General features: G+C 53.9%; 28 protein-coding genes and 1 tRNA gene. 13 read left to right on the top strand and 16 right to left on the bottom strand.

What is annotated here, in order from left to right:
- Nucleotides 1-35 precede the first annotated feature (35 nt).
- From WLZ34_RS03410 to WLZ34_RS03395, 4 genes are all read right to left on the bottom strand, one after another.
- Complete coding sequence (locus tag WLZ34_RS03410) at nucleotides 36-1439, bottom strand: tryptophanase (protein ID WP_434731926.1); 1404 nt, start codon at nucleotides 1437-1439, stop codon at nucleotides 36-38.
- Nucleotides 1440-1525: 86 nt separating this feature from the next.
- On the bottom strand, nucleotides 1526-3484 hold the full coding sequence (locus tag WLZ34_RS03405; RefSeq protein ID WP_434731867.1) for a DNA polymerase domain-containing protein: 1959 nt from the start codon (nucleotides 3482-3484) through the stop codon (nucleotides 1526-1528).
- On the bottom strand, nucleotides 3462-3707 hold the full coding sequence (locus WLZ34_RS03400; RefSeq protein WP_434731866.1) for a hypothetical protein: 246 nt from the start codon (nucleotides 3705-3707) through the stop codon (nucleotides 3462-3464). Before WLZ34_RS03400 ends, WLZ34_RS03405 begins: the two co-directional genes overlap by 23 nt.
- A complete protein-coding gene (locus WLZ34_RS03395; protein ID WP_434731865.1) occupies nucleotides 3708-4379 on the bottom strand; it encodes a hypothetical protein in 672 nt (223 codons plus the stop codon). It abuts the gene before it with no gap.
- Between the two features lie 97 nt (nucleotides 4380-4476).
- Here WLZ34_RS03395 and WLZ34_RS03390 point away from each other — a divergent pair, with 97 nt between their 5' ends.
- On the top strand, nucleotides 4477-4956 hold the full coding sequence (locus tag WLZ34_RS03390; protein ID WP_428726751.1) for a ferritin-like domain-containing protein: 480 nt from the start codon (nucleotides 4477-4479) through the stop codon (nucleotides 4954-4956).
- A 33-nt stretch (nucleotides 4957-4989) separates the two neighbouring features.
- Here WLZ34_RS03390 and WLZ34_RS03385 read toward each other — a convergent pair whose 3' ends face one another.
- Both WLZ34_RS03385 and WLZ34_RS03380 read right to left on the bottom strand, forming a co-directional pair.
- A complete protein-coding gene (locus WLZ34_RS03385; RefSeq protein ID WP_428726752.1) occupies nucleotides 4990-6285 on the bottom strand; it encodes a DNA topoisomerase IV subunit A in 1296 nt (431 codons plus the stop codon).
- A gap of 11 nt (nucleotides 6286-6296) precedes the next feature.
- On the bottom strand, nucleotides 6297-7886 hold the full coding sequence (locus WLZ34_RS03380) for a DNA topoisomerase VI subunit B (protein ID WP_434731864.1): 1590 nt from the start codon (nucleotides 7884-7886) through the stop codon (nucleotides 6297-6299).
- Between the two features lie 161 nt (nucleotides 7887-8047).
- On the opposite strand from WLZ34_RS03380, the gene WLZ34_RS03375 reads away from it, so the two are divergent.
- The 3 genes from WLZ34_RS03375 (at nucleotide 8048) to WLZ34_RS03365 (ending at nucleotide 11247) form a co-directional block, all read left to right on the top strand.
- Nucleotides 8048-8473 carry a hypothetical protein gene (locus WLZ34_RS03375; RefSeq protein WP_434731863.1) on the top strand — a complete coding sequence of 142 codons (426 nt, stop codon included), beginning with the start codon at nucleotides 8048-8050 and terminating at the stop codon, nucleotides 8471-8473.
- A 133-nt stretch (nucleotides 8474-8606) separates the two neighbouring features.
- Complete coding sequence (locus WLZ34_RS03370) at nucleotides 8607-9980, top strand: type II/IV secretion system ATPase subunit (RefSeq protein WP_434731862.1); 1374 nt, start codon at nucleotides 8607-8609, stop codon at nucleotides 9978-9980.
- Nucleotides 9981-9984: 4 nt separating this feature from the next.
- Entirely contained in the window at nucleotides 9985-11247 is a 1263-nt protein-coding gene (locus WLZ34_RS03365; RefSeq protein WP_434731861.1) for a hypothetical protein, read from the top strand.
- Here the strand turns inward: WLZ34_RS03365 and WLZ34_RS03360 are convergent.
- The 3 genes from WLZ34_RS03360 to WLZ34_RS03350 all read right to left on the bottom strand — a co-directional run bounded on the left by WLZ34_RS03360 (nucleotide 11237) and on the right by WLZ34_RS03350 (nucleotide 14647).
- Nucleotides 11237-12685 carry an RtcB family protein gene (locus tag WLZ34_RS03360; protein WP_434731860.1) on the bottom strand — a complete coding sequence of 483 codons (1449 nt, stop codon included), beginning with the start codon at nucleotides 12683-12685 and terminating at the stop codon, nucleotides 11237-11239. The two genes, WLZ34_RS03365 and WLZ34_RS03360, sit on opposite strands and share 11 nt — an antisense overlap.
- Before the next feature lie 56 nt (nucleotides 12686-12741).
- Entirely contained in the window at nucleotides 12742-14055 is a 1314-nt protein-coding gene (gene hisS, locus WLZ34_RS03355) for a histidine--tRNA ligase (protein WP_434731859.1), read from the bottom strand.
- A gap of 88 nt (nucleotides 14056-14143) precedes the next feature.
- The gene (locus tag WLZ34_RS03350; protein ID WP_434731858.1) at nucleotides 14144-14647 is read right to left on the bottom strand and encodes an endonuclease; all 504 of its coding nucleotides are present in this window, start codon (nucleotides 14645-14647) and stop codon (nucleotides 14144-14146) included.
- Between the two features lie 56 nt (nucleotides 14648-14703).
- Between WLZ34_RS03350 and mtnA the strand changes: the two genes are divergently transcribed.
- From mtnA to WLZ34_RS03335, 3 genes are read left to right on the top strand one after another with little or no spacing between them, the layout of a single operon-like run.
- Nucleotides 14704-15768 carry an S-methyl-5-thioribose-1-phosphate isomerase gene (gene mtnA, locus WLZ34_RS03345; RefSeq protein ID WP_434731857.1) on the top strand — a complete coding sequence of 355 codons (1065 nt, stop codon included), beginning with the start codon at nucleotides 14704-14706 and terminating at the stop codon, nucleotides 15766-15768.
- 11 nt (nucleotides 15769-15779) lie between these two features.
- The gene (locus tag WLZ34_RS03340; protein ID WP_434731856.1) at nucleotides 15780-17657 is read left to right on the top strand and encodes an ATP-binding protein; all 1878 of its coding nucleotides are present in this window, start codon (nucleotides 15780-15782) and stop codon (nucleotides 17655-17657) included.
- Between the two features lie 10 nt (nucleotides 17658-17667).
- Nucleotides 17668-18012 carry a hypothetical protein gene (locus WLZ34_RS03335; RefSeq protein WP_434731855.1) on the top strand — a complete coding sequence of 115 codons (345 nt, stop codon included), beginning with the start codon at nucleotides 17668-17670 and terminating at the stop codon, nucleotides 18010-18012.
- On the opposite strand, the gene WLZ34_RS03330 is transcribed toward WLZ34_RS03335, so the two are convergent.
- Nucleotides 18009-18386, bottom strand: coding sequence for a hypothetical protein (locus WLZ34_RS03330; RefSeq protein ID WP_428726763.1), 378 nt, complete (start codon nucleotides 18384-18386; stop codon nucleotides 18009-18011). The two genes, WLZ34_RS03335 and WLZ34_RS03330, sit on opposite strands and share 4 nt — an antisense overlap.
- Nucleotides 18387-18468: 82 nt before the next feature.
- Between WLZ34_RS03330 and WLZ34_RS03325 the strand changes: the two genes are divergently transcribed.
- Nucleotides 18469-19233 (top strand): DNA polymerase sliding clamp, encoded by a 765-nt coding sequence (locus WLZ34_RS03325; protein ID WP_434731854.1) that lies wholly within the window; start codon nucleotides 18469-18471, stop codon nucleotides 19231-19233.
- A gap of 3 nt (nucleotides 19234-19236) precedes the next feature.
- Here WLZ34_RS03325 and WLZ34_RS03320 read toward each other — a convergent pair whose 3' ends face one another.
- The gene (locus WLZ34_RS03320; protein ID WP_428726765.1) at nucleotides 19237-19371 is read right to left on the bottom strand and encodes a hypothetical protein; all 135 of its coding nucleotides are present in this window, start codon (nucleotides 19369-19371) and stop codon (nucleotides 19237-19239) included.
- A 271-nt stretch (nucleotides 19372-19642) separates the two neighbouring features.
- On the opposite strand from WLZ34_RS03320, the gene WLZ34_RS03315 reads away from it, so the two are divergent.
- The 4 genes from WLZ34_RS03315 to WLZ34_RS03300 are packed head-to-tail and all read left to right on the top strand — an operon-like array spanning nucleotide 19643 to nucleotide 22573.
- Complete coding sequence (locus tag WLZ34_RS03315) at nucleotides 19643-20215, top strand: 2-oxoacid:acceptor oxidoreductase family protein (RefSeq protein WP_434731853.1); 573 nt, start codon at nucleotides 19643-19645, stop codon at nucleotides 20213-20215.
- On the top strand, nucleotides 20215-20490 hold the full coding sequence (locus WLZ34_RS03310) for a 4Fe-4S binding protein (protein ID WP_434731852.1): 276 nt from the start codon (nucleotides 20215-20217) through the stop codon (nucleotides 20488-20490). Before WLZ34_RS03315 ends, WLZ34_RS03310 begins: the two co-directional genes overlap by 1 nt.
- Before the next feature lie 5 nt (nucleotides 20491-20495).
- The gene (locus WLZ34_RS03305; RefSeq protein ID WP_434731851.1) at nucleotides 20496-21683 is read left to right on the top strand and encodes a pyruvate ferredoxin oxidoreductase; all 1188 of its coding nucleotides are present in this window, start codon (nucleotides 20496-20498) and stop codon (nucleotides 21681-21683) included.
- Complete coding sequence (locus tag WLZ34_RS03300) at nucleotides 21680-22573, top strand: 3-methyl-2-oxobutanoate dehydrogenase subunit beta (protein WP_434731850.1); 894 nt, start codon at nucleotides 21680-21682, stop codon at nucleotides 22571-22573. The genes WLZ34_RS03305 and WLZ34_RS03300 overlap by 4 nt, the downstream gene beginning before the upstream one ends.
- Nucleotides 22574-22586: 13 nt before the next feature.
- Here WLZ34_RS03300 and WLZ34_RS03295 read toward each other — a convergent pair whose 3' ends face one another.
- On the bottom strand, nucleotides 22587-22766 hold the full coding sequence (locus WLZ34_RS03295; protein WP_434731849.1) for a preprotein translocase subunit Sec61beta: 180 nt from the start codon (nucleotides 22764-22766) through the stop codon (nucleotides 22587-22589).
- A 63-nt stretch (nucleotides 22767-22829) separates the two neighbouring features.
- Between WLZ34_RS03295 and WLZ34_RS03290 the strand changes: the two genes are divergently transcribed.
- A complete protein-coding gene (locus tag WLZ34_RS03290; RefSeq protein ID WP_434731848.1) occupies nucleotides 22830-23087 on the top strand; it encodes a MazG nucleotide pyrophosphohydrolase domain-containing protein in 258 nt (85 codons plus the stop codon).
- On the opposite strand, the gene WLZ34_RS03285 is transcribed toward WLZ34_RS03290, so the two are convergent.
- The 4 genes from WLZ34_RS03285 to WLZ34_RS03270 form a co-directional block, all read right to left on the bottom strand.
- Nucleotides 23074-23814, bottom strand: a complete 741-nt coding sequence (locus WLZ34_RS03285; RefSeq protein ID WP_434731847.1) for a geranylgeranylglyceryl/heptaprenylglyceryl phosphate synthase — start codon at nucleotides 23812-23814, stop codon at nucleotides 23074-23076. The two genes, WLZ34_RS03290 and WLZ34_RS03285, sit on opposite strands and share 14 nt — an antisense overlap.
- Nucleotides 23777-24109 carry a hypothetical protein gene (locus tag WLZ34_RS03280; protein WP_428726773.1) on the bottom strand — a complete coding sequence of 111 codons (333 nt, stop codon included), beginning with the start codon at nucleotides 24107-24109 and terminating at the stop codon, nucleotides 23777-23779. Before WLZ34_RS03280 ends, WLZ34_RS03285 begins: the two co-directional genes overlap by 38 nt.
- Nucleotides 24110-24114: 5 nt before the next feature.
- Nucleotides 24115-24510, bottom strand: coding sequence for a metal-binding protein (locus WLZ34_RS03275; RefSeq protein WP_434731846.1), 396 nt, complete (start codon nucleotides 24508-24510; stop codon nucleotides 24115-24117).
- Between the two features lie 18 nt (nucleotides 24511-24528).
- Nucleotides 24529-24603 (bottom strand) — tRNA-Pro (locus WLZ34_RS03270).
- Nucleotides 24604-24637: the final 34 nt, after the last annotated feature.

Here is a 24637-nt window from a genome sequence, read left to right as displayed (position 1 = left end):
TTAAACTTACCTTATTTGCTTACAGTGAACGCGTCCTACTGCTCCCCAAACTCCCTCCTGTAATTGTCCGCCAGGGTCTGGCTCCAGTTACCCACGTCTCTTAGCCTGCCAAGGAAGAACCTGAGGACGGGCGGCTCGTAAACCCACTCGAGCCCCTTGACTACGTCTCTGTTCTCGTAGAGCCATACAAGCCTGTCCACGAGGTACTCTACGTGGTTTCTCAAGTAAGTCTTCCTCGGGAATGCCAGCCTCATTAGCTCGAGGGCTGGGTACTCCTCTCTTCCGTCAGGTAGCCTGTCGTTAGATATAGCACCTCGCTCCATCCCCCTGATGCCGGACGCTATGTAGAAGGCGGTCGTTAAAGCCCCCGCGGGGTACCTATTGCGGGGGACGTTTTCTAGGAACTTCAGTGCGTCAACGTGGATGCCGAGACCGCCTGGCGGTTTAACGACGGGTACACCCGCCCTATCCAGCTCCCTTACGCCGTTCTTTATAAGCTCTATCTCGGACCCTATCAACTCTTCTTCGGCTAGCTGCCTTAGACCCACTGCGAGAGCTGCGATCTCCTTGACAGACATACCGCCGTAGGATAGGAAGCCTTCGAAGACCGGGAGTAGTACGGCTATTTTTTCGTAGAACTCTCTATTGTTTGTAGCAAGTAGACCCCCTCTAACCGAGCCCGCTTTACGTGCGCTCATGTAGAATACGTCGGCGTGACTGGCGAACTCTTTAATTATCTTGCCGAGGGGCCAAGACCCTAGTTCGCGCTCCTTTACGAAGTAGGAGTTCCAGTCTATCATACTACCGTCTACGACCAGCGGCACGCCATACCTCTCGCAGATCTCTTTGACCAGCTTAATGTTCTCCATCGAAACAGGCTGGCCGCCTAGGAGGTTCGCGAGCGCCTCGACCCTGACGAACGCCGTCCTCTCGCGGTTGCGTGCTAGGAACTCCTCCAGTCTCGCGGCATCCATGTTGCCCTTGAACGGGTGTTCACTGGACGTGTCGAGTGCCTCGGGGATAGGTAGCTCCACTAGAGCCCCTCCGGCGAGCTCGACGTGTGCTCTGGTCGTAGTGAAGTGGAAGTTTGTGACCACGAAACTACCAGGTCTTACGAGCGTCTTTGCTACCAAGTGCTCAGCGGCCCGGCCCTGGTGGACTGGTAGCGTATACTTAAAGCCGAGCACCTCCTCCACCGCCCTCGCCAGCTCCTCGTAGGTGTTGCTACCGGCGTACGCGTCTTGGGCGCTGACCATGCCGGCCAGCTGCTCAACGGTCATGGCGTTAACTCCGCTGTCTGTCAGCATGTCCAGGAACACGTCGTCGGCTTTCAATAAGAAGGTGTTAAACCCTGCTTCTCTAATAGCGAGCAGCCTCTCTTCCAGGGACGGGAGCCTAATCCTCTCTACGACGCGTACTCTGAACCCTTCTACTCGAATGTAACCTCCGTTCCTCGATCTTACCTGTATAAATAGGCATCACCGAAATATGGTACACTATTATGTTTGAGTATATAACTCTTACGCTACATATGGGGGAGGCAAAAGCCCTGCGGGCTAAAGGCGTCTTCCGGCGTAGGTAGCTCCTTCCTCACCTTCTCGAGCAACCTCAGGTAGTACCCGAGGTCTACTTCCTCGGCGCCGACTCTCCCATCGTAGACGGCGAGACCGCTCTTCAGCGCGATTAACTGGTGCGACGCGCCGTCTCCTTCCAGGACGTACCTGGGCGGCCTCTTGTAGGATCCTCTCGCGCGCCTAGACCTGGTCATGAGGAGGAGCCTAACGTCGACGTTCTCTAACAGTCTCCTCTCGTAGTCTTTCACGACGTCGTAGGCGGTGCTGAGGGCCTCGGCCATGCTCAAAGGGTCTCTCGCCTCGGCCAACTTACTCAACGCTTCGAGCTCTGCCTGTCTCACGATCTCGGGGGTATCCCTTCTGACGGCTAGTACACCCTTTATCTTCAAACCCCCCTCGTGGAGTAGCCCGTAGTACCTGTTGGCTACACCCCTGCTACCGTCTAGTTCTCTGGGGAGATACAGCCACACGTAGTAGGCCTCCACCTTAGTCTTGTAACCCGTAGCCCCCTCTATGGCCGCGGCCAGCTCCGCGCAGCACTCCGCGTCAGCTACGCCACCTATGAACAGGCTGTCTACAATGGCGTGTACTACTTTGTAGCCTCTCCTAGCGACCTCCTCCGAGGCTCTCTTCATTATCTCTCTACTAGTAGCCGTGACAGCTTCGTGCGCCATTATAGAGCCGAACAAGCTGTTCCTGTAGCCTAGGTAGCCGAAGCTGGCGACGAGGAGCCACTTAACAGCGCTCCTCCTTTCATAGTACAGTTCGTCGCCTGTAGCCTTGTAGAGCTGCTCGTAGAGCTCTTTCAGCTCTAGCAGTATCTCCAGGCTCATGGGCACGACCCCTCTCCTGTCTACGCACACCTCTTTAGCGACGTAGTCTAGGCTTACTTTGCTACCGCAACCGGGGTCGTTCACAGTCTCGCCCGAGATGTTCAGTTTGGCGATGATAGACGGGTAGAGGCTCTTGAAATCGACCTGGCACACCCCCCAGTAAAGGCCCGGCCTAGGCTTAAAGACCACGCCTCCACGGTCGAGCAGTATCAGGTCTGTTATCCGCCTAAAGTGCTCGGGCCTAGAGTGGTCTTTCCTGACGATGTACTTCAAGTCTCTAGACGCGAGCACCTCGATGGTGGTCAGTAATCTACCTATCGTAACGTTGTTCATGAGGCTTAGTGGTGTGAAAGACAGCCTTGACCACTCGAAGTACTCGTGGGGGCTGAAAGCGCCTCCTAGAACCCACTTCCCGACGTACTCCTTCACCTCCGGGTACATCGACGCGAGCCTGAGATAAACGCTGGGCTCGGTGAACGCTAGTTGTGGCCGGTGCTCAGCTATGTAGGCCGCTAGATCCCTCACAGTATAGAACTTGATGGGGGTCTTACCGCCGACTATGTAGGCCCCGTTCCTGACGTCCACGACCATGCTCCTGAGACCCGGGTCTCTCTCGCTAGGTCTCCAAGCTATGGTCAAACCCTTGTTGGCCTCGCAGACCCTGGTTAGAGGTCTAACACCCCCCTTGTACAGGGACTCCACCAGCGGGTGAGGGTACTTGTTGACCGGCCTCAAGCCCCTCTTCTCGGCGGTACTCGTGATCCTTCTCAGCTCGTGCAAGCTCTTGACGGAGAAGACCACTATCTCCTCCCTACCCCTGTAGTAGGGTGGTGTAAACCACTCCTCGACCCACGCGTTCTCTACTATACCCTCGTAGACAAGCTCTCTAGATACAGCGTACGGGTCGGGCGCCTCCATGTAACCGTAGAAGTGCAGGTCGACCGGCAGCTCCCTGACCAGGCCAGAGCCTTCGTCGAATAGCTCTAGGACCACACCTCCACTAGGCGACGGTCTTGCGTCTAGGATCCAGAGCCCTCTCTCTTCGCTGTTACACTCACTTACACTGTTTACCTTCATACTCCGCCTTTAACTCCGCTATTACGAGTAGGAGATGGAAAACAAGAGGCTCTAAGGGGTCCACGACGCCCTTGTACGACAATAGGGAGGCCGAATAATCAGCCCTCTCGAGGACCTCCTTGACCGCAGCCCTAGTACAGGGGTCTAGTAGTGGTAGTAGGCTAGACCACCTCTCCAGGTACTTGTCGACGAGGTCCTTGAGAGAAGGGGTTGTCCTACCCAATCAGCCCACCCTCACCCAGTTCAGTAAGCTAACAGTGTCGACGGGAGCCGTCTTCTCCTTGAGTAGCTCGACTCTAAAAAGCCTCCTCAGGCCGGCGGGCTTCGCGGGGTGTTTTACGAGCTCTGCTACCACGCTCCTTCCCAGCCTCTTGACTCTGAGTATAACCTCAACTACGTGGTGGTGCATACTACCGCCCTCCGGCATCCTCGACCCGAACCTCGTCGTGGTGTTAAAGATGAGGACGGTGTTCTCCGCCGATACCCTGTTTATAAGCCCCGATATCTCGGTGGCCTCGTAGTAGGTCGAGGGGTCGTCTCCTAGGAAGTTGTAGGGGTACAGAAGGACGACCGTGGAGTCTCTTACACCTATTAGGCTCTCTAGTATGCGTACGACATCCCTTGTTTTGAAAGCCCTGCTAATACTTACAGCCGTCAGTCTACAGTCGAAGACCCTACAAAACGCCTCTATGAGGTCTGTCCTGATACCCCCGAACTCTAGAGAGACAACTACGTAGACCTGGCCTCGCCTACTCTGTATGGCTATAGACCTGTGAAACAGGTAATCTAGAACGTAGGAGTCCCCGTAGAACTCTATACTCCAGTACCTGCCGACCGGGTTCAAGAGGTCGTCTATCGGCTTTAAGCCTGTTATAATCACTTTCGATGACCTCACTATACTCAGCTCTAATAAAGAGGGGTAGAGATGACCGAAACTTTCATTCTGTCCTAGGCTAAACGTTATTTCTTAGCGTTCACAATATTAATGGTTGGTGGTCTTGTTGGAGGACCTCGTGAGGCTTTTCCAGGAGTACTCCGAGGTAGAGAAGAGGTACGCCGAGGAGCTCAAGTCCATAACGAGCAAGTTCAGGCACCCGCTACTCAAGGCCTTGATAGAGAGCGTCGCGCAAGACTCCCTGAAGCACTCGCTGATGTACCAGGCTCTAGCGGAGATAGCAAGGGGTGGGCTACCGTTCTTAACGGAAGAGGAGCTGGAGTACATCAGGGAGGGCATCGTCAAGCATATACAAGCCGAGGCGGAGATGATCGCGAAGACTAAGAAGCTCCTAGAGGAGAGTAAGGAGCCCTACTCTAAGTTGATACTGGCGGCGATACTCGACGACGAGAAGAGGCACCACACACTCCTACTCGATATACACGACAAGGTGGCTGTGAAGGAGAAGTTCGGCGAGGAGGAGTTGTGGGAAGCGGTGTGGAAGGACAGCCCGTGGCACGGGACGCCGGGTGGATGATGCCTTAACTTAGAGGGAAGCTACACCTGTGTTTTAGTCTATCCAGTCGCCGCCCTCTATCTTACTCGGTATGTACGTATCCGCGAGGAATTTCAGACCCTTGCTAGCCATCGCCTCTATCTCGAGCTTGTTTAGGGTCTTGAAGAATATACAAAGTTCTCTGACCCAATTCGGAGTTCTAAACCACGGGTAGCCCGTAAGACCCTCCTTCTTTTTGAGCTTAGACCTGAGCTCGGAGCCTTCTACGCACTTGTCGGCGACATCGTACCCCACGAGCTCTACTGCGCGCTCGATGTCGCGTTGTTTCGCCTTTATAACGTAGTTCCTCCTCTCGCTCTCCGACAAGTAGGGCTTCTTCTTCTTGAGTTTGCCGAGAGCGGTTTTAGTGAACCCGCCTACCTCCTTAACTTCGTCTAGAACCTCGCGGAAGACCTCGTCACCGAAGACGTCCGTCATGGAGACGCCTATAAACCTGGCACTAGGAGTAGCGAGCCTCTCGCTCTCGTAGGAGAGGGTTATAGAACCTATCTTGAAGACGCTGTAGATGTAGAAACCGTAGGGGTCGCTGTCAGTCAACACGTAGACAGGTAATTTTAGCTCCTCGTTGAGTCTCCTAACAAACCTCCTCGTGGCCCTGTCGGGCTGCCCGGCGCTCGTGACTAGTATGGCTCTGTACTTCCGCCAGAACCCGTACCTGTGGAGCTGCTGGAATACGGCGTCCTTCTCGACTACCAGCACGTACTCCGCGTCCACGTCTTTGAACTCCACCAGGTCGGGGGTGGGCTCGATCGAGTAGGCCCCGTGCCCCATCTTGCTCAAGTCTATCGTGTCATCGCCGCTCCTGATCACGAGGTTCCCTACCACCTTCCCCTTCTCCTTGCTTAGGATGAGCATCTCCTCTCTCAGGACGTTCATGAAGACCTCCAGGTCTCGTATGACGCTGTCGGACTCCTTCTGTTCGTCCCATGTGTTCTCGTGCACCAGCTTCCCGTCCACGTCCCTGTACCCTATGCTGTGCTTACCCCTGTAGTACAAGTCACGTATAGTGGGGTACTCGTTGTTGACTAGTGCCTCGTATATTATGGAGGCCATTAAGAGGGTCTGCATGAACTTCCTGGCCTCGTTTACGTCGATGAGCGACCTCCTGAGGACGTCGGGGCCTAGAAGGAGCATTTTGTTCTTCTCGTCGTAGATAGTGTTGGACAGGACCCTCTTGGGCATGACTAGGGTCGGCTTCTCGCCCCTCTGTATCTGGTCTAATATGATCTTGAACTTCTCCTTCAGTACGCCTATGGCGTTCATCCTCGCCCTAACGTCTACACTCGACATGGATGCCCCTCCTAAGCACCTATCTCGACGCCCCTGATCACCTCGTTGATCTTGTTCTCTGGTATACCCGTTTTAGCCGATATAATCCCTACGAGCCTCTTTACGAGGGTGCCCTTGTCGAACCCGTCACCGGAGAATATGACCTCGAGAGACTTGGCGATCTCCGGTATATACTTGGCTAAGTGCACTACTTTCCTCTGCGTCTCCAGCTCTTTCTGTTTAGCTGTTAAGTACCCTCTGAGCCTCCTGGCTACCTCTGAGATGGCGAGCTTGATCTCCCTACGGACTTCGGGTACGTCTGCTATGCTCTCTTTGCCAACGCCCTTAAACGGCACTTTCGTGCTACAAACGTGTACCAGTAGCACTAGCTGGGCTGGGAAAGCCACCATGTAGTTGTCCCACGCGATGTCCTCCTTGACAACGCTAGTTATCACGTCGCTGCCCTCGTCGTACAGTAGCGGTATCTTGTTCGCGTACCTCAGTAGAATTGGTTTGTCGGCCTCGCTGAGCGGGACTTTGCCGCCGTAGGCTATCCCCGCCTCTACTATGAACGGGTGCCCTTCGTAGGTCGACGGCTTCCTCGTCACCGCGTCCACGAACTCCGGCTCGAACATCCTTGTGAGCCCCGCCTTTATGACCTCAACACCCAGGGGTGATATAGCCGAGCTTGACGGGGGTTTGAACTGGTCGTACGACTTCATCGTGTTGATCAGCCTGAGGAGGTCGTTCTCCTTCAAGTCCCTCGGGTTTGAGGACGGGTCTATACCCGCCTTCGACAAGAGGTCTTTAGCAGTTACTTCGCCTACGCTCTGAAAGTTCTCGACCAGCACTTCGAGTATCGTCGGCTCCTTGCTGGACTCTATGATCATTTTCAGCATTTCCAAGTCCACACCGTAGGGGTGCGGCTTGACCTCCTTTGGGGGTCTAGGCATAGTCTCTATGACCCTCTTGTACAGGATTACCTCGTTGTCGGGAGTGTACATGACTACGTTAGCGTAAGGTGTAACGGTAGCAGTCCTGTTGATGTACTCTTTTATCCTGGCCTTGGCCTTACCCCAGTCCCCCTCGATCGTGAGGGACACTATTGTGCCGTGCCAGTCTCTCTGCTTCCTCCAGCTACCTCTCTCCAGTACCACGGGCTCGTTCTTGTTGATGTCTATCCTTATCTTGAAGAAGTAGATCCTCCTGTACTCCCTCTTGCTCGTGATCACCTCGATCGGTCTGCCGGTAGTCATCTGCCCGTATAGGACGGCCATCTTAACGCCCAGCCCGTACATGCCTCTTGTTTGTCTCAGGACGTACTTCGAGCTGAACAGCACCCTGCCGAAGGCGTTCGGCACTATATCGGGCGGTATACCTATACCGTTGTCCTCGACAGTTACTCTGTAGAACTCCTGAACAGGGTCAGCCCTCTGGATCACGACCTTTATATCGGGCAGTATCCCGTGGGAGTCGGTGGCGTCGAGAGCGTTCTCGACCAGCTCTCTGACTGTCTGGTATAGTGCTCTAGCAGGGTTGGCAAAGCCGGCTATCTCCTTGTACTTGTAGAAGAACTCCGCTGGGCTGATCGCCTTGTACTTCTCGACGGCCTCGCTCGACAAAACATCCCCACCTTACTTCCTTTCCGTAAATCCACCAATAGACGTCTTTAAACTAGGGGACTAAGGGGGTTAGTTTCGCTGAACCCCGCGACCACCCAGCTATTTAAAACTATTCTTAACAACCTGTTTAAAGCCACTCCTTTCGACTGGGGTGTACGGGCTTGAAGGGCGTAGAAGGTCTCGTAGCGGCGGCCCTACTACTAGTGATAACGGTAGCTGGGGGGCTACTATTGTACAACTATGTAATGAACTACCTGTCACTTCCTCAGCAATACGTTAGCTTGAAGGTGGTGTCCGCAAAGATAGTAGTGCTAGACTCGACATCGTCTATGCTGACAATACAGGTCAGCAACCTAGGCAACATACCCGCTAACATCACAGGCGTTACCGTGTACACAAGAGGTGGCGCCTACTCGGTTTCATTATCGAACCAGGTCCCGGCTGGAAGCACGATCGCCATAAACGTCGGTTTAAACAGCACTGTCACGAGCGCCGTTGTGGCTTCCAGCCAGGTCTACATATCCGTTAACTACACTTCTAACGGGAGTAGTGGGGCAACAGATCTAGTCAAGGTACCCGTGTACTAATTAGGTGTTTTTTCGCATGATCAAAAACCTCCTCGCGTTTGGTCTGTTCTCTCAATCGAATTCTAAGCAGAAGAGCTTCTTTTCTAAGCTTGTACAAGACTATCTCTCTAGTACTGTATATGACAAAGTAGAAGTGAAGAGGGTTTTCGAGGAGTACACTGTTGGCGGTGTGGTCAAGGTCAGGATCGCGGAGGGGGGAGACGGCTTCCTCTACTATCTCGTGGAAGAGCCGCTTCTGGACGAGACCGAGGTTGAAGTACTCGGCCACGTGCTCTCCACGGGCGTCGAATGCGTAGACGTGGAGTGTTTGACGACAGAAGTCGACGGTAAGCTGAAGGGGCTCCCAAAGGAGTCTGTGAGTAGAGTCTACTACCACTACGCGAGAATAGTAACGGGTTACGGACCCTTGTACCCTATACTCCTCGACCCCTTGGTCGAAGAAGTGGCTCTCAACTCTCTTGACAGGAGAGTCTGGGTAATTCACAGGGCGATTAGCCACTACGGCTGGATTAAGACTAACCTGCTCGTCAGAGAGGGCTTTGTCGACAAGGTTGCGTTAAGCCTGTCCAGGAAGGTCAGGAAGCATGTGAGCTTAGCGTCTCCCATCGCCGAGGGGCTGACCAAGGAGGGCTACAGGGTCAGCGTCATCTTCGGCGGGGATGTCTCTAGGAAGGGTAGTAGTATCGTCATCAGGAAGAGGCCCGAGAAGACGTGGACCTTAACGCAGCTCATCAACCAGGGCGTGCTCAACAGCCTTATAGCGGCGTACCTGTGGCTCGTGATAGAGTCGAAGGGCTGGGTCATCGTAGCCGGAGGGGTGGGAGCGGGTAAGACCACCCTACTACAGGGCTTGCTCAACCTCATACCACACAACAGGAGAGTCGTTACTATCGAGGACACGCCCGAGCTATTCCTGTCGAGCGAGCAGTGGGACCCGCTCGTAGAGAGAGTGTCGGTGATAGACCCTAGCACGAACATCGACATGTATGGTTTGCTCAAGGCCAGTTTGAGGAGGAGGCCTGACTACATCGTGGTAGGTGAGGTGAGAGGGGTGGAGGCCAGGGTCCTAGTCCAGGCGTCGAGGCTCGGGCACGGAGTCCTCAACACTATTCACGGCGACAGCCCAGACTCCGTCCTGAAGAGGCTCACAGCGTACCCGATATCGATACCGAAGAACCTCCTCGGCAACATATGGTCGATAATCATAGTCGAACAGACCGGCTACGGGAGGAGGGTCGCGAGAGTATCCGAGATAACCGAGAAAGTCGACGTGGTCGACATCGCGTGGTTTGAGAGGGGGGTGTTTAAGCCCCTCGGTGTAGAGGAGCTGGCGTCCAGGTCTCTGAGACTCGCGGAAAGGATGGGAACAAGGGGCCTCTTGAAAGAGCTGACCGAGAGAAGCCTCTTTCTAGAGAGGCTCGTGTCGAACGGCGTCTTCGAAGAAGCCGAGCTCGCGCGGATGATCAACGAGTTTTACCGTGGTAGGGGCCTGCTAGGCGGGAACTAGCGTTATGAGAATCAAGAGGTCCAGGCCTCTTTTCACGACCGTGTCTAACGTGTCCGAGCTAGAGTTCATGGAGTTCTTGACCCTCCTCCTCGCGTTCGAGACTAGCGGTCTCAGACTACCCAGGCTACTAGTAGAGATCGCCGAGGGGAGAGTTGAGGCCAGCGGTTACATAAAGGAGCTGGCGAACAAGTTCAAGGTCCTCGAAAAGACGATGATGGAGGACTACAGTGCCCTGAGGAAACTGGCGGAGTTGGCAGGCTCTCCAATGGTCGCGGACTTCCTGAGGGGCTATAGCGAGGTGGCTTCAACGAGCGGCGAGACGTTGAGGTTCGTCGAGTCGTACCTAGAGAGAGTGTCGTCGTACCTCAAGTCCAGGCTCGAGGGCATGCTCAGGTTCATGGAGGGCGTATACGAGGGTCTAATGCTAGCTGTCTTCGGCTTGGTAGCTCTATCAGTAGTGCCGATGGCAGGGGCGGATCCGAGGATGTTGACTTCCGCTATCATACTGGCTGCCCTGGCCTCGTACTCAATAGTACTGAAGGTCTCGGAGAACGTTCTAACACTCTCGAGAGTAGAGCACATTGCCACGATAACGCTGATGGGTCTTACGCTCATCACGGAGCTAGGGGGCACGTGGACTCTGCTACACATGTTGTTGCTAGCCTTAGCGCTGGTTATGGTCGCCCCACTAGCTAGGAGAGCGGTCGAGATCGAGAAGAACGTCGTAGACTTCCTAGAAGAGGCGTTCTCAATGACGAGGCACGGAATACCCCTCGAGCAAGTCTTCCACCACGTCGAGTTCAGGAGCGACCCCCTGAAGCTCCTCAAGAGAGTACTGCTGCTTGGGTACGACTACGTTCAGCTACTGGGGGCACTACCCGACTTGGCGCGGAGGGCGTTGTACCAGTTACTGGCACCGCTGCAGTACACCTCGAAGCACGAGAGAATCTCGTCTTACGTGCTCAGGTTTGTAGAACTGATATCCGACGCTAGAGCTCGGCTCGAGAGAAGGGGCTTGACTTATATGGTCTACTCTTTCATTTTCCCCGCAGTAGTGTACGTCTCCTACACGCTCGTGCACTCGATGTCCAGGACTATCGGGGGCGCGATAGACTTCGGCCAGGCGAAAGTTATCGCCTACTCCACTTTCTTCAACACTTTTACACTGGCAGTAAGCATATCGGGTATAGGCTTGTTCAGGAGCAGAAAAATCGGGTTGTTGCTCTTTGGAAGCCTCCTAGCGATCGTGCTGCTGCCTAGCCCTTAACTACGCCGATAGGCCTCAGCCTGACAACAGGGCTAGCTATCCCTACCTTCTGAGCCACCAGGACTACGCGGTCGACGTCCTTGTAAGCCTCAGGCGCCTCCTCGCTGACAACGCGCTTAGTAGCAGCTCTCACGGCTATCCCCTTCTTCGCCAACTCGTTTATTACTCGGTCAGGGCTGTAAGACCTGATGGCCTCACCCCTGCTCAGCCACCTCCCAGCCCCGTGAGGGGCGCTGTACCACGTCCTGTAGCCCTCCGGCACACCAACGAGTATGTAGCTCGCCGTCCCCATGCTCCCCGGTATGAGGACTGGTTGCCCGATGTTCTTGTACTTGGCCGGTATATCGGAGTGTCCTGGAGGGAAGGCCCTCGTGGCCCCCTTCCTGTGAACGATCACCTTGTACCTCTTGTTGTTTATCACGTGCTCCTCGATTTTCGCGATGTTGTGTGCCACGTCGTAGACTATGTGTAGCCCGAGCTCTTCCGGGTCTTTCTTGAAAACCTCCTTGAAGCTCTCGCGTGTCCAGTGGGTTATCAACTGCCTGTTAGTCCAGGCGAAGTTCGCAGCGGCCGCCATCGCCTTGAAGTAGTCCTGCCCCTCGTTACTCTTGAAGGGTACAGCTGCTAGCTCTCTGTCGGGAACAGTGATGCCGTACCTCCTCATGGCCCTCTCCATGATTATGAGGTAGTCGCTGGCCACCTGGTGTCCAAGCCCCCTGCTACCCGTGTGAATCATTACGGCAACTTGGCCGACGTGGTCGAAGCCGAGCACCTTGGCTATGTCGGGGTTGTAGATGTGGTCTACCACCTGTATCTCTAGGAAGTGGTTGCCAGCTCCGAGAGTGCCGAGTTGCTCGTGTCCTCTCTGTTTTGCTATATTGCTCACTTTACTCGAGTCTGCTGCCCTCCAGCTACCGTGCTCTTCGATGTACTCCATGTCCTCTTTCCAGCCGAATCCTTTCTCTACGGCCCACTCGACCCCGCGGTCCAGGACTTCGTCCAGCTCTCTAGTGCTAAGCCTTATCTTGCCTGTGGAGCCGACACCGCTAGGTACGTTCCTAAATAGCGCGTCCACCAGCTCCTTGAGCCTACCTCTTACGTCCTCCTCGTCAAGGTCTGTCCTGAGTACTCTGACACCGCAGTTAATGTCGTACCCGATACCACCTGGGCTAATCACGCCCTCGTCTAGGTCAAAGCCAGCCACGCCGCCGATTGGGAAGCCGTAGCCCTGGTGGCCGTCGGGCATGACGTAGGCGTACTCCTGTATACCAGGAAGGCAGGCTACGTTGGCCGCCTGCTCCAGTGTTAAGTCCTCGTTCATCTTCTCTAGCAGAAACTCGTCAGCGAATACTATAGAGTCTGTTCTCATACAGGGCTTGTAAGACCTCGGTATCCTCCACTCGTAGTTGCTTATCTTCTCCACGTAAACTTTTGTCATGTAGAAACACCGTTACGAGGCCTGCTTGATAGGATTCTAATTTGGACCTAATAAAGCTAGGTTGAACCAGGCTTGGGAGCGTAGGTGTCTATGTAGTCTTCGATGGACTTCAACGGCACTTCTTCCTGCGTCTTCTTGTTTAGATCTCTAACTGTCACTTTGCCATCCTTGAACTCTCTCTCGCCAATAATCAGAGCTAGGTCGACCCCTGTTCTACTAGACACTCTGAGCGCCTTGTCGAGGTTCTTCGTCGCCAGAACGGTGAGCGAGGCGAATTTGCTACTAAGCCTCTTGACCAACCCGTACCCTACACTCAAAGGTATGTTCTCTGACAAGACCACTATAACACCCGACAGGCCTCTTTTGGCGAGGAGCCTGTCCTTCGAGTCCATCAAGATCAGCGCGATCCTATCCAGCCCTAGCGCCAGGCCCGTGGAATACTCGTAAACACTACTGTAAACGCTCGTGAGCCCGTCGTATCTACCACCTCCCCCTATGCTCTGCTCTATGCCTCTCGTCGCCTTGTACTCCCATATGAGACCAGTATAGTATGCTAGCCCTCTCACGAGCCTGGGGCTGAACTCCACCTTGTAGCCTAGGTCTGACAGGGTCTTGGAGAAGTCTTCGAGCCTCCTCGCCTCTCTCACCACCTTGTTGTACTCGTCTCCCAGCCCCTGCTTGAACTCCTCCACGAGGCTCATGACGCTGTCGAGCGTACCCCTCATCAACTTGACCACAACCTCTCTCACCGTGCTGCCATACCTATCGAGCAACTCCTTCTCCAACTGGTCGTCCATCTCCTTGTCTATCAAGTGAAGTATGTGGTCCTGTTCTTCACCGGGGACCTTGAACATGTTCATGAAGGCCCTGTATATCGCCACGTTCCCGACCAGGTATTTGTGGTCTAGACCCAACTTGTCGAGAAACCTTGAGGCGGTGTAGGCGGCGGACACGTCTGCGTTGACGGTCTCGTCTCCTATGATCTCGAGGCCTCCCTGCCAGAACTCTCTGTACCTAGCCTTCTGCGGCTCCTCGTACCTGAAGCACTGAGAGATATAGTACAGCCTGATGGGTTTAGGCCTAGCCCTCATCTCCTTGAGGTACACTCTTATTACGCTCGCGGTCACTTCCGGTCTCAGAGCTAGCAGCCTACCGGCTTTGTCTTCGAAGACGTACATGCTCTTCCTAATCTCTTCGCCACTCTTGACCTCAAACAACCTGTAGTACTCTACAGTCGGTGTTATTATGGGCTCGAAACCGTTTTCCGAGGCCGTCTCCGAGAAAAGGCTGAACAGGGTGTAGTACAGCTTGGCCTCGTCGCCGGTAATGTCCCTCATTCCTCTTGGGGGGTTTAGGGTCTCTGCCTCCATGTAGGTCCCTTGGCCTTCACATGTTAATTGGGATACTCACTGATAAAACTACGTCAAACAGCTTTACTCTGGTACAGCCCCCTCCTCTCTATACGGGCTCGATCTTATGAACCTCGTAGTACGTTACCTCCCCCTGGAGACTCACCACGGCGACGATGGGGGACACGTTGTTCCTAGTGGACTTCTCCGCGAATTCGAGTATGTCCTTGACTCCTAGCCGGCTCTTCTCCTCCAGGACCAAAACTAGTCTGATATCACCGTGCTTGTCTTTCACCATGAAAGTATTCTTGTCTACTATTCTGACTCTTCTCCCTCTGTCTCTCAGGTCTTTGTAGACGACCAGGTTAGACCAGGAGTAGTCCTTAAAGCACTCCACAGACGTTTTCATGAGGTCTTCAAAGCTCCTCACGGCCCTACCTTCGACATCGGCGACGGCTCTCCCGGTCAGCAGCAGGTAGGATAGTTCAACAACGTTCAGGACTAGGACGTCACCGCTTTTCTCCCCAAACCACTTCTCCTCGAGCTCTTGAACGTTACCGTCCTTTACAATACCTGTACAAGAGCTCTTGTCTACCCTTACAACTATGCTCATTGAGCATACCTTAAAATATTCTTCTTGAAATCACTTACACTTAACAAGGTGTTATAATGTATACGCACAAGTACCCTTTAACGGTCAAGGCTGTGTGGTGGGACGAGACCAAGCGTGAGGTTTGCTGGATAAACACTCTGAAACTCCCGTTCGAGGAAGAGGTTATATGTAGTAGCGACCCCGCCAGGGTGGCTAAGGCTATCGTCGAGATGGAGGTAAGGGGTGCTCCAGCAATAGGCGTCATAGCCGCTCTCGCTGTAGCGGCGTACGCCAATAAGCTAGCCGCGGAGAACGGCTCTAACGTCGTGGAAAAGCTGAACGAGGCCATCGACCTGCTGTGGAGGACTAGGCCAACAGCTTACAACTTGTTCTGGGCTCTCGAGAGGATGAGGAGAAGGCTTATGGCTTCGGCTGGGTTAGGCCCACGCAGTCTGGCGGGCAGCCTCACGGAGGAGGCCTTGAACATTCTAAACGAGGATATCGAGGCAAACATCAAAATCGGCGAGTACGGGGCGGATCTAGTGCCGGAAGGGGCAACTATACTCACACACTGTAACGCCGGCGCTCTAGCCACGTCGGCTTTCGGGACGGCAGAGGCAATAATGCGCGTTGCGTGGTATAGGGGTAAGAAGATAAAGGTGATAGCGACCGAGACGAGACCTCTCCTCCAGGGAGCACGGCTGACCGTCTGGGAACTGGTGAAGGAGGGTATACCTGTTACGCTGATAACAGACAACATGGCCGGCTACGTTATACGAAAAGGGCTAGTAGACCTAGTGATAGTCGGGGCAGACAGGATAACGCGCGAGGGCTACGTGGTGAACAAAATAGGCACCTACATGATCGCCCTCGCCGCGAAGAGGAATAACGTGCCCTTCTACGTCGCCGCCCCGACTAGTACGATAGACTTGAAGTCGAGTATCAGAGATGTGGTGATCGAGGAAAGGAACCCCGTGGAGGTTAAAACGGTTATGGGGAGACTCATAACACTTGAGAACGTCAAAGCGCTGAACTACGCCTTCGATGTGACGGACCCCGACCTCGTAACAGCTATCATAACCGAGAAGGGTGTCGTGTACCCGCCTTTCGAAGAGAACCTGAGGAAAACAGTTGAGAGGTAACCCCTAGAAGCATGCTCTCAGCTAGACCCCCTAGGGCTTTACTACTACTGGTCGCCGAGCTCACTCTCTCGGCTTTCTACGTATACTATTTTTCCAAAACAGGGGTATCGGGAGGACACCTGGCTCTCCTCCAGGTCGCCGCACTCGCCCCCCTCGTAGCCGTAGTCGTTGCTGTCGTATACGGCTTGGTCGCCTCGATAGTCTACACATCAGTAGTACTAGGCGCTCTCAACAGTGTTTGGCTCTACTTCCTAGTAGTGTACTCCACGGGCAGTGCCGAACTCGCGTCATTAGATAACCTGGTGTACCTAGCGACCGTGGCAGGCGTCTCCCTGTACTTCGTCTACTCTAAGCTGCTACACGTGGACGTCTTGAAGTACCTTACGGGCTCTGTAAGTGCTATCAACTACGTTGGAAAGCGTGGTTGGGCTGCCTTCGTAGAACCCCTTCCTATGTACTTCTACTCGTTAGCCGTCTTCAACATAGTCAGCTTCTACGCCTCCGCTGTCACCGACCTACCCCTGAACGCTCTACCTATGCTACCTGCTAACATCGTCCTCGGCGTTGTCACGGCTTACATCTATACAGCCGTCCACGCGGACGGTCGCGGAGGTGTTCAGCTGGTCAAAGCGATGGAGTTGGCTGCGGTGTCGTCCTCAGGGCTGCTGGCGCCCGCGATTCTGTTAAGCGAACTCCTCTACAGCCTCTCGGTCGACGTCGGCTACAGATTTGGGGGTGTGAGTGGGCTGATGAGCGAGAACGGCCTTAACTTAGGGGTCGGACTAGGCGTAGCACGTAGAGGTAGGAGGATATGCCCCGTGGAGCTAGAGGGGTTCGAAGAACCCGCCGAAGATTGGTACTGGGCCTGTTTAGGAGCCCCTCTCAAGCTGGATCCTGGAAGACTCGTTAACTCTCACATGATAGTAGCCGGGTCCTCGGGTATGGGTAAGACCACGTTTGTCAAGGGTCTCGTAAGAGATATCGCCAGTCAAGGGGGCGTGGACGTCCTGGTATTTGACCCTCACAACGAGTACGTAGACCTGCTCGAGACCCTGGGAGCTAGAAGCATCAATCCTAGGCAGATGGAGGTAAACATCCTCTACCTGGGCCTTAGCCCCCCTAGAGAGAGGGCGCGTAGACTAGCGGACATAGTTTCCAGCTTCTTTAACCTGGGACCCCTCCAGCGCAGGGCGCTCGAGGAATTGATCGTAAAGGCGTATGAGAGGAAGGGTATAGTTGACGGGGACGAGAGAACTTGGACAAGGGAGCCGCCCTCGTTAAGAGATCTAGTCGAGATGTGTGAGTCCGAGTCTTCCGAAACACCCTCCTGCTCGTCCATACTCCCATATGTGAAGACCCTAGAGGAGGCCTTCTACCAACCGCAGGCAACACGTGGGGGTTCGTGGACTCTCGAAGGTAGCGCGATCATAAACTTATCAGACATACCAGATGACTACACAAGGTTTATCTACGTGGACGCTATCCTCCAGCTTGTACTGAGCGAGATGTACTCTAGGTCTGTAAGGCGGAGGCTTGTCATAGTTCTCGACGAAGCGGCTCTGCTGATGAGGAGCAGGGCCGTCGAAGACGTGATGTCGAGACTGTACATGGAGAGCAGGAAGTTTGGCTTCAGCGTGATATTGGTTGTCCAAAACCCGTACTTGCTACCGGAGTCCATAATAGTCAACTCGGGTATAAGAGTGGTGTTTGGTCTCGGAGAGCCGAGGAGTGTTAGTTACGCTGCTAGAATCCTGTCACCTGGCGGACCGCCAGGTAGGAGTAGGCTGGTCGAGAAGACTCTAGCCAATCTTAAGCCTGGGTACTACCTGGTAGGGCTACTAGGGAGTGAAAATATATTCCTTGCAACCAGATATAAACCAACTTGCTGAGGTGTAGCTCATGATCTACGAGGAGGAGGGCGAAGAGCTTACCGAAGCAACGGAGCCGGCTGCCGAGGAGTTAGCGGAAGAGGAGGCCGAGGAAGTCGAAGTAACGCCTAGTAAGATAGCAATGCTAGAGCAGTTAGTCGACATCACGCGTAAGTGGGAGAGAGTCATAGCCGGGGAGGAGAGCCTAGAGTCGCTAAAGTCGGTGGTCAGCCTACCGGTGGTCACGAAGACCGTAAAAAAGAAAAAGGCCAAGAAGAAGAAAGCAACCGCGTCCAAGAAAAGCAAAAAGGTGGAGAGCAAGAAGAAAAGGGCGAGGACTAAGCGTAAGGGTAAGAAAGGAGAGTCTAGTTCTTAAACGCTCTGCCTCTCTACAGTTACGTCAACGTAGCCTATCTTCTTTAGCGCCTCTTTTATAAGTTCTACCCTGATCCTCCTATCGAATACTATCTCGACGTACTCGCCTCCGTTCTTGGTCAGCCTCAGCTTCTGAACTACGGTGTACCCTCTTAGAGACTCCGCGGGGTCTTTAGGAGGGAATATGAACTCCTCGAACCTCTTCCTGCTCAACCTGTAGTACTCTTCGAAGTTACTTACAATTCTAATAGACTCTGATAAGTTCCTCGAAGAGCCCATAGCCTCGGCTAGTGTGCTCAGCAAGCGTACAGCGCTCTCCTTGTCTAGAACCACGTGCGGGGACCCCGCGAAGTCGACTACGACTTTGATCTGCATTGCTTACTACCCTTACCAGGCGTGCGAACGCCTGCTTTTAATGCAAGCTTATAACAATACTGGAGTTTATAATTTAGTGAAGGTGCGCTACTTGTTTAGGGCGACATACCCGTCTGGTAGTAAATTCAAGTCTATAGCCTCGGCGATAGTCAAGATCACGGATGAAGCGCCTTTCTACATAAAACCCGAGGCTCTCGAGGTAAAGGTGTTCAGTCCCGACAAAACGGCAATGATCATAGTCAAGATACCGAGTGTGGCTTTCGAGGAGTACAATTTCGAAGCAGAAGACTACTTCGTCGTGTCCTCATCGGATCTCAATAGAGTTCTCAGGAGAGGGACTAGAACAGATGTCTTGGTACTGGAACTCGATAAATCGGTCGGTGTACTGAAGACGGTCTTCAGGAACAAAAAGACTGGCGTGGAGAGGACGTTCTTCGTAGAGCTCAAGCAGAGCATACCAGAGGAGGTGCCAGACCTCGACATCGAGTTAGGAGTCACAGTGACAATGCTGGCCAGCGACTTCAAGCTGCTCATACGAGACCTTAAAACCGTGGGCGACTACGCCACTTTCCACTTCAAAGAAAACAAGCTCCACGTGTACTCGGGTGAGCAACAAAAGGAGTACAGGGCAGTACTCGAGGAGGGGTCCCCCCTCATCTCCGTGGCTTCGACCGTGGACGAGGCGAAAGCCAGCTACAGCATCGACCTACTGAGGCTAGCTACTAGGGCTGCCTCGGCGTCTAAGAATATCACGTTTTCGTTCGACAACGACAAGCCGATGAAGATAGTCTTCGAGCTTGAAGGAGGAGGGTCTATCGCATACTGGCTGACCCCGAGAGTCGAGTAGAGTTTACTTTCCTTCTTCAAGCTTGGAGAGTAGGTCTAGTAGAGCCTCCTTACCCGCGGTCTTGCGCGTGGGCCTTGTCGCGGGCCTCAGCTCGAAGGCGAATTTCCACACGGGGTTGGGGCAAACAGGCCTATTCATGCAGGCAAGACAACAGTGCGGACAGACATAGTTGCCGGGAAACATTGTACACTCCCTAGTGGCGTTGTGCTGCCCACAGAAGTCGCACCTCTCCCAATAAATGGTCAACTAGACCACCACTCTTTCACCTTTACAACTATTCGAACTTGGTGTAATAAAGAGTGGTACCTTTGTAGATTAAGCACAAATGCATACGTTTGAAACATAGAACACTATACGCGTATATAAGATTTTTAATGCTGGCGAGGCATGGTTCTTCATTGGTGGACTAATGCTTGAAATAGTGTTTATAGGACGGGGAGGGCAAGGAGCTGTAACAGCGGCCAACATTCTCGTCGAGGCCGCTATGATAGAAGGTCTACACGCCCAGGGCTTCCCCTTTTTCGGGGCCGAGAGAAGAGGAGCCCCGGTAGCGGCTTACGCGAGGGTGGATAAGAAGCCGATTTTGAGGCACGGTATGTTCAACACAGCAGACGTTGTAGTGGTATTGGATAGCAAGCTTGTCCAGCAGGACTACGTATCACAGTTCAGCCTCAGGGATAAAGGAGTTCTCGTGTTGAACTCTTCGCACACTCAGGTACCCCGAGACCTCAAGATACGCTTCGAAGGAGACTACTCCATATACGTTGTGAACGCTACAGAGATAGCTGTTAAAAACAAGTTAGTAATAGCTGGCTGGCCTGTAGTCAACACGAGTATGTTGGGGGCGCTCTCTAGGGCTATAGGAATAGTGTCTAAGAACGCGGTGGTCGAGGCTGTGAAGAGGTACTTCGGGGGGAGGGTAGGCGAGGTCAACGCGAAGGCCTCGGAGGATGCTTACGAGCAGACTGTTAGGGTGGTCTGATGAAGGTCATAGTTGAGCCCTCGAAGTACAGGTTGCCCATCGCGAGACCCCTCGTCGGGGTAGCGGGGAAGACGGGTACTTGGAGGCTCGAGAGACCAGTAGTAGACGATAGTAGGTGCACAAGGTGCTACCTATGTGAAATACACTGCCCTGTCAACGTTATTAGGGTCGAGCCCGACACCGGGGTCTCGATCGACTACGACTACTGCAAGGGGTGCGGTCTGTGCGCGGACGTCTGCCCCGTTCTCGCGATTAGAATGGTCCCGGAGGAGTGAGGGCCGTGGGGTTGAAACTAGTCTTAACAGGCAACTACGCCTTGGCGTATGCGGCTAAAGTTGCTAGAGTAAACGTCGTGGCAGCCTACCCTATCACGCCTCAGACGAGCGTGGTAGAGAAGCTGGCGGAGTTCATAGAAGAGGGCGAGCTAGACGCCGTGATGATAAGGGTCGAGTCGGAGCACTCGGCACTAGCTGCCTGTTTCGGAGCGGCCCTCGCTGGGGCGAGGGTATTCACAGCCACGAGTAGTCAGGGGCTCTTGTACATGCACGAGGTGGTACACTGGGCTTCGAGGGCCCGCGCCCCTATGGTCATGGGTATCGTTACGAGGACTATAGGCCCCCCGTGGAACATCTGGCCCGACCACACGGACTACATGGATCAGAGGGACACAGGCTGGGTTATGAGCTTCGCGATGGATAATCAGGAGGCCCTCGACCTGACGTTGCAGGCTTTCAAGGTCAGCGAAGATCCCAGAGTCTACTTGCCGGTCATGGTCGGGATTGAGGGGTTTATACTGGGCCATACCTCCATGCCGGTTGAGGTACCGGAGCAAAAATTGGTTGACGAGTGGCTCGGGCCTAGGAGGCAGCCGTACGTTGTCGACGGCGGTGAGCACTTGGCGATAGGCAACCTAGCCTCGCCGGAGGACACCGAGGAGTTCTTTATGGATGTACAGAACGCCATGGAGCAGGCTAGGAAGGTCGTAGTGGAGGTTGAAGAGGAGTATTCGAAGATTAGTGGGAGACCCTTCAAAGGACCTGTGGAGTGCTTCAAGTGCGAGGACGCCAAGTACGTTGCTATTAGTATGGGAGCCTGGTCAGGGGACTTGATGGAGTCCATACTGCAGTTACGCGACGAGGGGTACAGCGTCGGTCTGATGAGGATCAGGTATTACAGGCCCTTCCCTGGGGACTATATATTCGAGAAGGCCAACTCGGCAAAAGGCGTTGTGGTGTTCGACAGGTCCGTCAGCTTCGGGTCTTACGGCCCGATCTTCCTAGACACAGCTGCCTCATTCTTAAGGCACGCGAGGAAGACCCCCTACATTAAGAATGTGGTCGCCGGGATCGGCGGCGTCAATATCACGTCGGACGATTTCTCGAGGATATTGAGGAGGTTTGTGCACGAAGTGGAGTCTGACGACGTAATTGTGTTTGAGTGGTACCACAAAGGTAAGGTGGTCAAATGAGCAGGCCACCCCTACCCTACAAGGCCAGAGACGTGGTGTTGCCAGGCGACGCAGCCTGTCCGGGCTGCCCTATACCGATAGCGTGGAAGGTTCTCTCCGCGGTGTTCGGAGACAAGATGATACTCGTTATACCAGCAAGTTGCTCGTCGGTCGTCGTGGGAATGTACCCCGGCAACTCCTTGAGGGCGAGCGTGATACACGTACCATTTGCTTCGGCAGCGGCAGTAGCCTCGGGGGTTTTGGAGTCCCTCAAGAAGCGGGGTGTTACGGACGTCCAGGTCATAGCCTGGGCTGGAGACGGCGGTACAGCCGACATAGGAATGGCGTCCTTGAGCGGTGCGGCTGAGCGTAACCACGACTTCATATACATAATGTACGACAACGAGGCTTACATGAACACGGGTATTCAGAGGAGTTCCTCGACTCCTAGAGGGGCGTGGACAACGACTACACCAGTAATAGGGAAGAGCGAGGAGAAAAAGGACGTGGCCAAGATCATGATAGCGCACGGCGTGCCATACGTAGCTACAGCCAGCATAGGCTACGTCCACGACTTCTACAACAAGCTCGTTAGGGCCAGTAAAATCAGGGGTTTCAAGTTCATAAGTCTGCACGCCCCGTGCCCGATAGGGTGGAGGTTCGACCCGAGGTACACTGTTAAGATCGCGAGGCTGGCTGTAGAGTCAGGGCTCTGGATACTCTACGAGTACTACGATGGAAAGATCCATCTTTCGGGCCCAAGCAGACCTTATGTGGACCCGTCGAAGAGGAAGCCCGTCGAGGAGTACTTAAAACTGCAGGGCAGGTTTAGGAGGATCGACGACGAATTACTAAAGAGTATACAGGAGTACGTAGAGAAGAACTGGGAGTGGGTCAAGAAGCACATGTGAGCCCAGCGCTGCATCAGTACAAGGGGTGTACTTTCTGTAGCACGATCACCGCTATACTTACAGCTAAAGCTAATATTATGAGTAGGTGAGGTTTCACCTTGATACCCACATCGGACTCCTCGTAGAACCTGACAAGCCCGGCTGCTGTCAGGGGGGCCGCTACCTCTCTTCTTCTCTTTCTAGCTCTACTCACTTCCTCCACCGCAAGTCTTTATTTACGCGTGTCTTTATAAGCCTGAAGCTGGGTGCGCTGGTATTGGAGCTGAGAGAAGCACAAGAGCTGATAAGGAGAGTCTACTACGAGAGAGACCACGCCAGAGGACTCTACGCAACCTTCACGTGGCTCGTTGAAGAGGTTGGGGAGCTCGCGAGGGCGCTTCTCGAGATGAACCAAGAGAACCTGCGCGAGGAGATAGCTGACGTGTTTGCTTGGCTCCTCAGCGTAGCGAACCTGCTAAACATAGACCTGGAAGAAGCGTTCAAGGAGAAGTACGTCGAAGCTAGCGGCTCTTGATCCCTCTAATGATAGAGACCGCTTTCTCGTAGTCTTCTTCTACGACGGTACCGGTCACTATTATGTCGGCCCCTGCTTTAGCAAGGCTCCTGGCCACCTCGGGCGAGCGCACACCTCCCCCCACGATCACTGTTAGACTAGTGCTCCTCTTTATCAGGCTTGGGAAGGTCTCCGGGACGTGTCTGCTAGCCCCACTACCAGCCTCGAGATATATGTACCTAAATCCCATCATCTCGGCTGCGAGGGCGTAGGCCAGCCCGATCTCAGGCTTCTCCGGCGGTATGGGTTGTATTCTACCTACGTGAGCGACAGCGGTCTCGCCGTATAGGACGAGGTAGCCTGTCGGGAGGGCCTCTAGGCCGTACTTTCTTACTAAAGGAGCTGCCTGGACCTGCGCTTGCACTAAGTAGTACGGCTCTAGGCTGTTCATTAAGACCATGAACAACACGGCATCGGCCTTAGGCGTGAGGCAGTTGATGTTCCCTGGGAAGATTATCACGGGTAGACCGGTCGCCTTTTTCAAGGTGCTCGATACTTCTCCTGCCTCCTCTGGCGCAACACCAAGACTACCACCGACCAGAAAGGCGTCTGTACCAGCCTCGTGTAGCCTGAGCGCGACCTTCTCGAGCTCGCTGTGGTCTACGTTCTTAGCGGGGTCAATCAAGGTGAAGTGAAGCTTCTCTCCTTTCTCAAGCTTCTCCTTCAGATAGTTGCTGACCCTCTCCAAGCCCGCCCCCTTCGCTAGGCTTCCTCGTCTCAACTTTGATGCTGCCTTCTAAATATAAGTCCAGGAACTTGGCGTAGACGTCGACGGCTTGGAGTATCTCCGGGACCGGCTGCGGGTACTCTGCGTACAACCCGCAGGAGCCGCAGGATATTATAGCTCTCTTGAATCCAGGCGTTTCGAGTTTCTCGAACTTCACGCTAAGGGTCTTGGCCCCGCACCTTGGGCACTGGAATACTGTTGGTATTTTAGGGGCTCTCTTAACGACCCTCTTATACTTCTTCCTCCTTTTACCCATTTTCTCTACCTCGTGTACAGTTTCTTTCTCAAGGTAGATGTTAAATTCTGTGTAAAAACCTCGTTTAATACCTTAATGTACTCGTCGAAAGAGCCGAGGTCCACTACCCTGTAGAGCCCCCTTTTCTCAGACAGCGCTTGTTCAACGAGGTGCTTGCAGTAGCACTTCTCTCTCCTCCCAACCACCCTGATGGTGAAATCACTACAGCTACAGAAGACCCCTGGGACTATGACGTAGTCACCGCTGGGGCCCATGTAAACCCACGTGTTTAAGTCTGCGCCTTGAACGTTGACTTTGACAAACCTCCTTAGAACCTGCTCATCGACCACCCCGACCGTTTTAGAGGCCTCGAGGACTTTCTTGATAGAATCTCTTGCGGAGCAATAGCCAGCCGTAGACAAGACATAGCACCATGTAAGTGGGCCCGCGGGGATTTGAACCCCGGGTCACGGGGACCCGAACCCCGCATCCTAACCAGGCTAGACCACGGGCCCTATCTGATAGTCTTAAGTTAAAAGGGTTTAAAGG

Origin of the sequence: Thermogladius sp. KZ2Tp1, assembly GCF_051131135.1 — an archaeon.
GTDB lineage: Archaea > Thermoproteota > Thermoprotei_A > Sulfolobales > Desulfurococcaceae > Thermogladius.
Note: the sequence above shows the minus strand (reverse complement) of the source record. Positions and strands in the feature narration are given on the sequence as shown.

Bases quoted from the DNA above. Each gene is read 5' to 3' on its own strand.
- WLZ34_RS03320 (WP_428726765.1), bottom strand. From the start codon at position 19,371: ATGAATAGGCCTGTTTGCCCCAACCCCGTGTGGAAATTCGCCTTCGAG.
- WLZ34_RS03405 (WP_434731867.1), bottom strand. From the start codon at position 3,484: ATGAAGGTAAACAGTGTAAGTGAGTGTAACAGCGAAGAGAGAGGGCTC.
- WLZ34_RS03315 (WP_434731853.1), top strand. From the start codon at position 19,643: ATGCTTGAAATAGTGTTTATAGGACGGGGAGGGCAAGGAGCTGTAACA.
- WLZ34_RS03340 (WP_434731856.1), top strand. From the start codon at position 15,780: ATGCTCTCAGCTAGACCCCCTAGGGCTTTACTACTACTGGTCGCCGAG.
- WLZ34_RS03360 (WP_434731860.1), bottom strand. From the start codon at position 12,685: ATGACAAAAGTTTACGTGGAGAAGATAAGCAACTACGAGTGGAGGATA.
- WLZ34_RS03330 (WP_428726763.1), bottom strand. From the start codon at position 18,386: ATGCAGATCAAAGTCGTAGTCGACTTCGCGGGGTCCCCGCACGTGGTT.
- WLZ34_RS03385 (WP_428726752.1), bottom strand. From the start codon at position 6,285: ATGTCGAGTGTAGACGTTAGGGCGAGGATGAACGCCATAGGCGTACTG.
- WLZ34_RS03310 (WP_434731852.1), top strand. From the start codon at position 20,215: ATGAAGGTCATAGTTGAGCCCTCGAAGTACAGGTTGCCCATCGCGAGA.
- mtnA (WP_434731857.1), top strand. From the start codon at position 14,704: ATGTATACGCACAAGTACCCTTTAACGGTCAAGGCTGTGTGGTGGGAC.
- WLZ34_RS03280 (WP_428726773.1), bottom strand. From the start codon at position 24,109: ATGGGTAAAAGGAGGAAGAAGTATAAGAGGGTCGTTAAGAGAGCCCCT.
- WLZ34_RS03350 (WP_434731858.1), bottom strand. From the start codon at position 14,647: ATGAGCATAGTTGTAAGGGTAGACAAGAGCTCTTGTACAGGTATTGTA.
- hisS (WP_434731859.1), bottom strand. From the start codon at position 14,055: ATGGAGGCAGAGACCCTAAACCCCCCAAGAGGAATGAGGGACATTACC.
- WLZ34_RS03365 (WP_434731861.1), top strand. From the start codon at position 9,985: ATGAGAATCAAGAGGTCCAGGCCTCTTTTCACGACCGTGTCTAACGTG.
- WLZ34_RS03300 (WP_434731850.1), top strand. From the start codon at position 21,680: ATGAGCAGGCCACCCCTACCCTACAAGGCCAGAGACGTGGTGTTGCCA.
- WLZ34_RS03335 (WP_434731855.1), top strand. From the start codon at position 17,668: ATGATCTACGAGGAGGAGGGCGAAGAGCTTACCGAAGCAACGGAGCCG.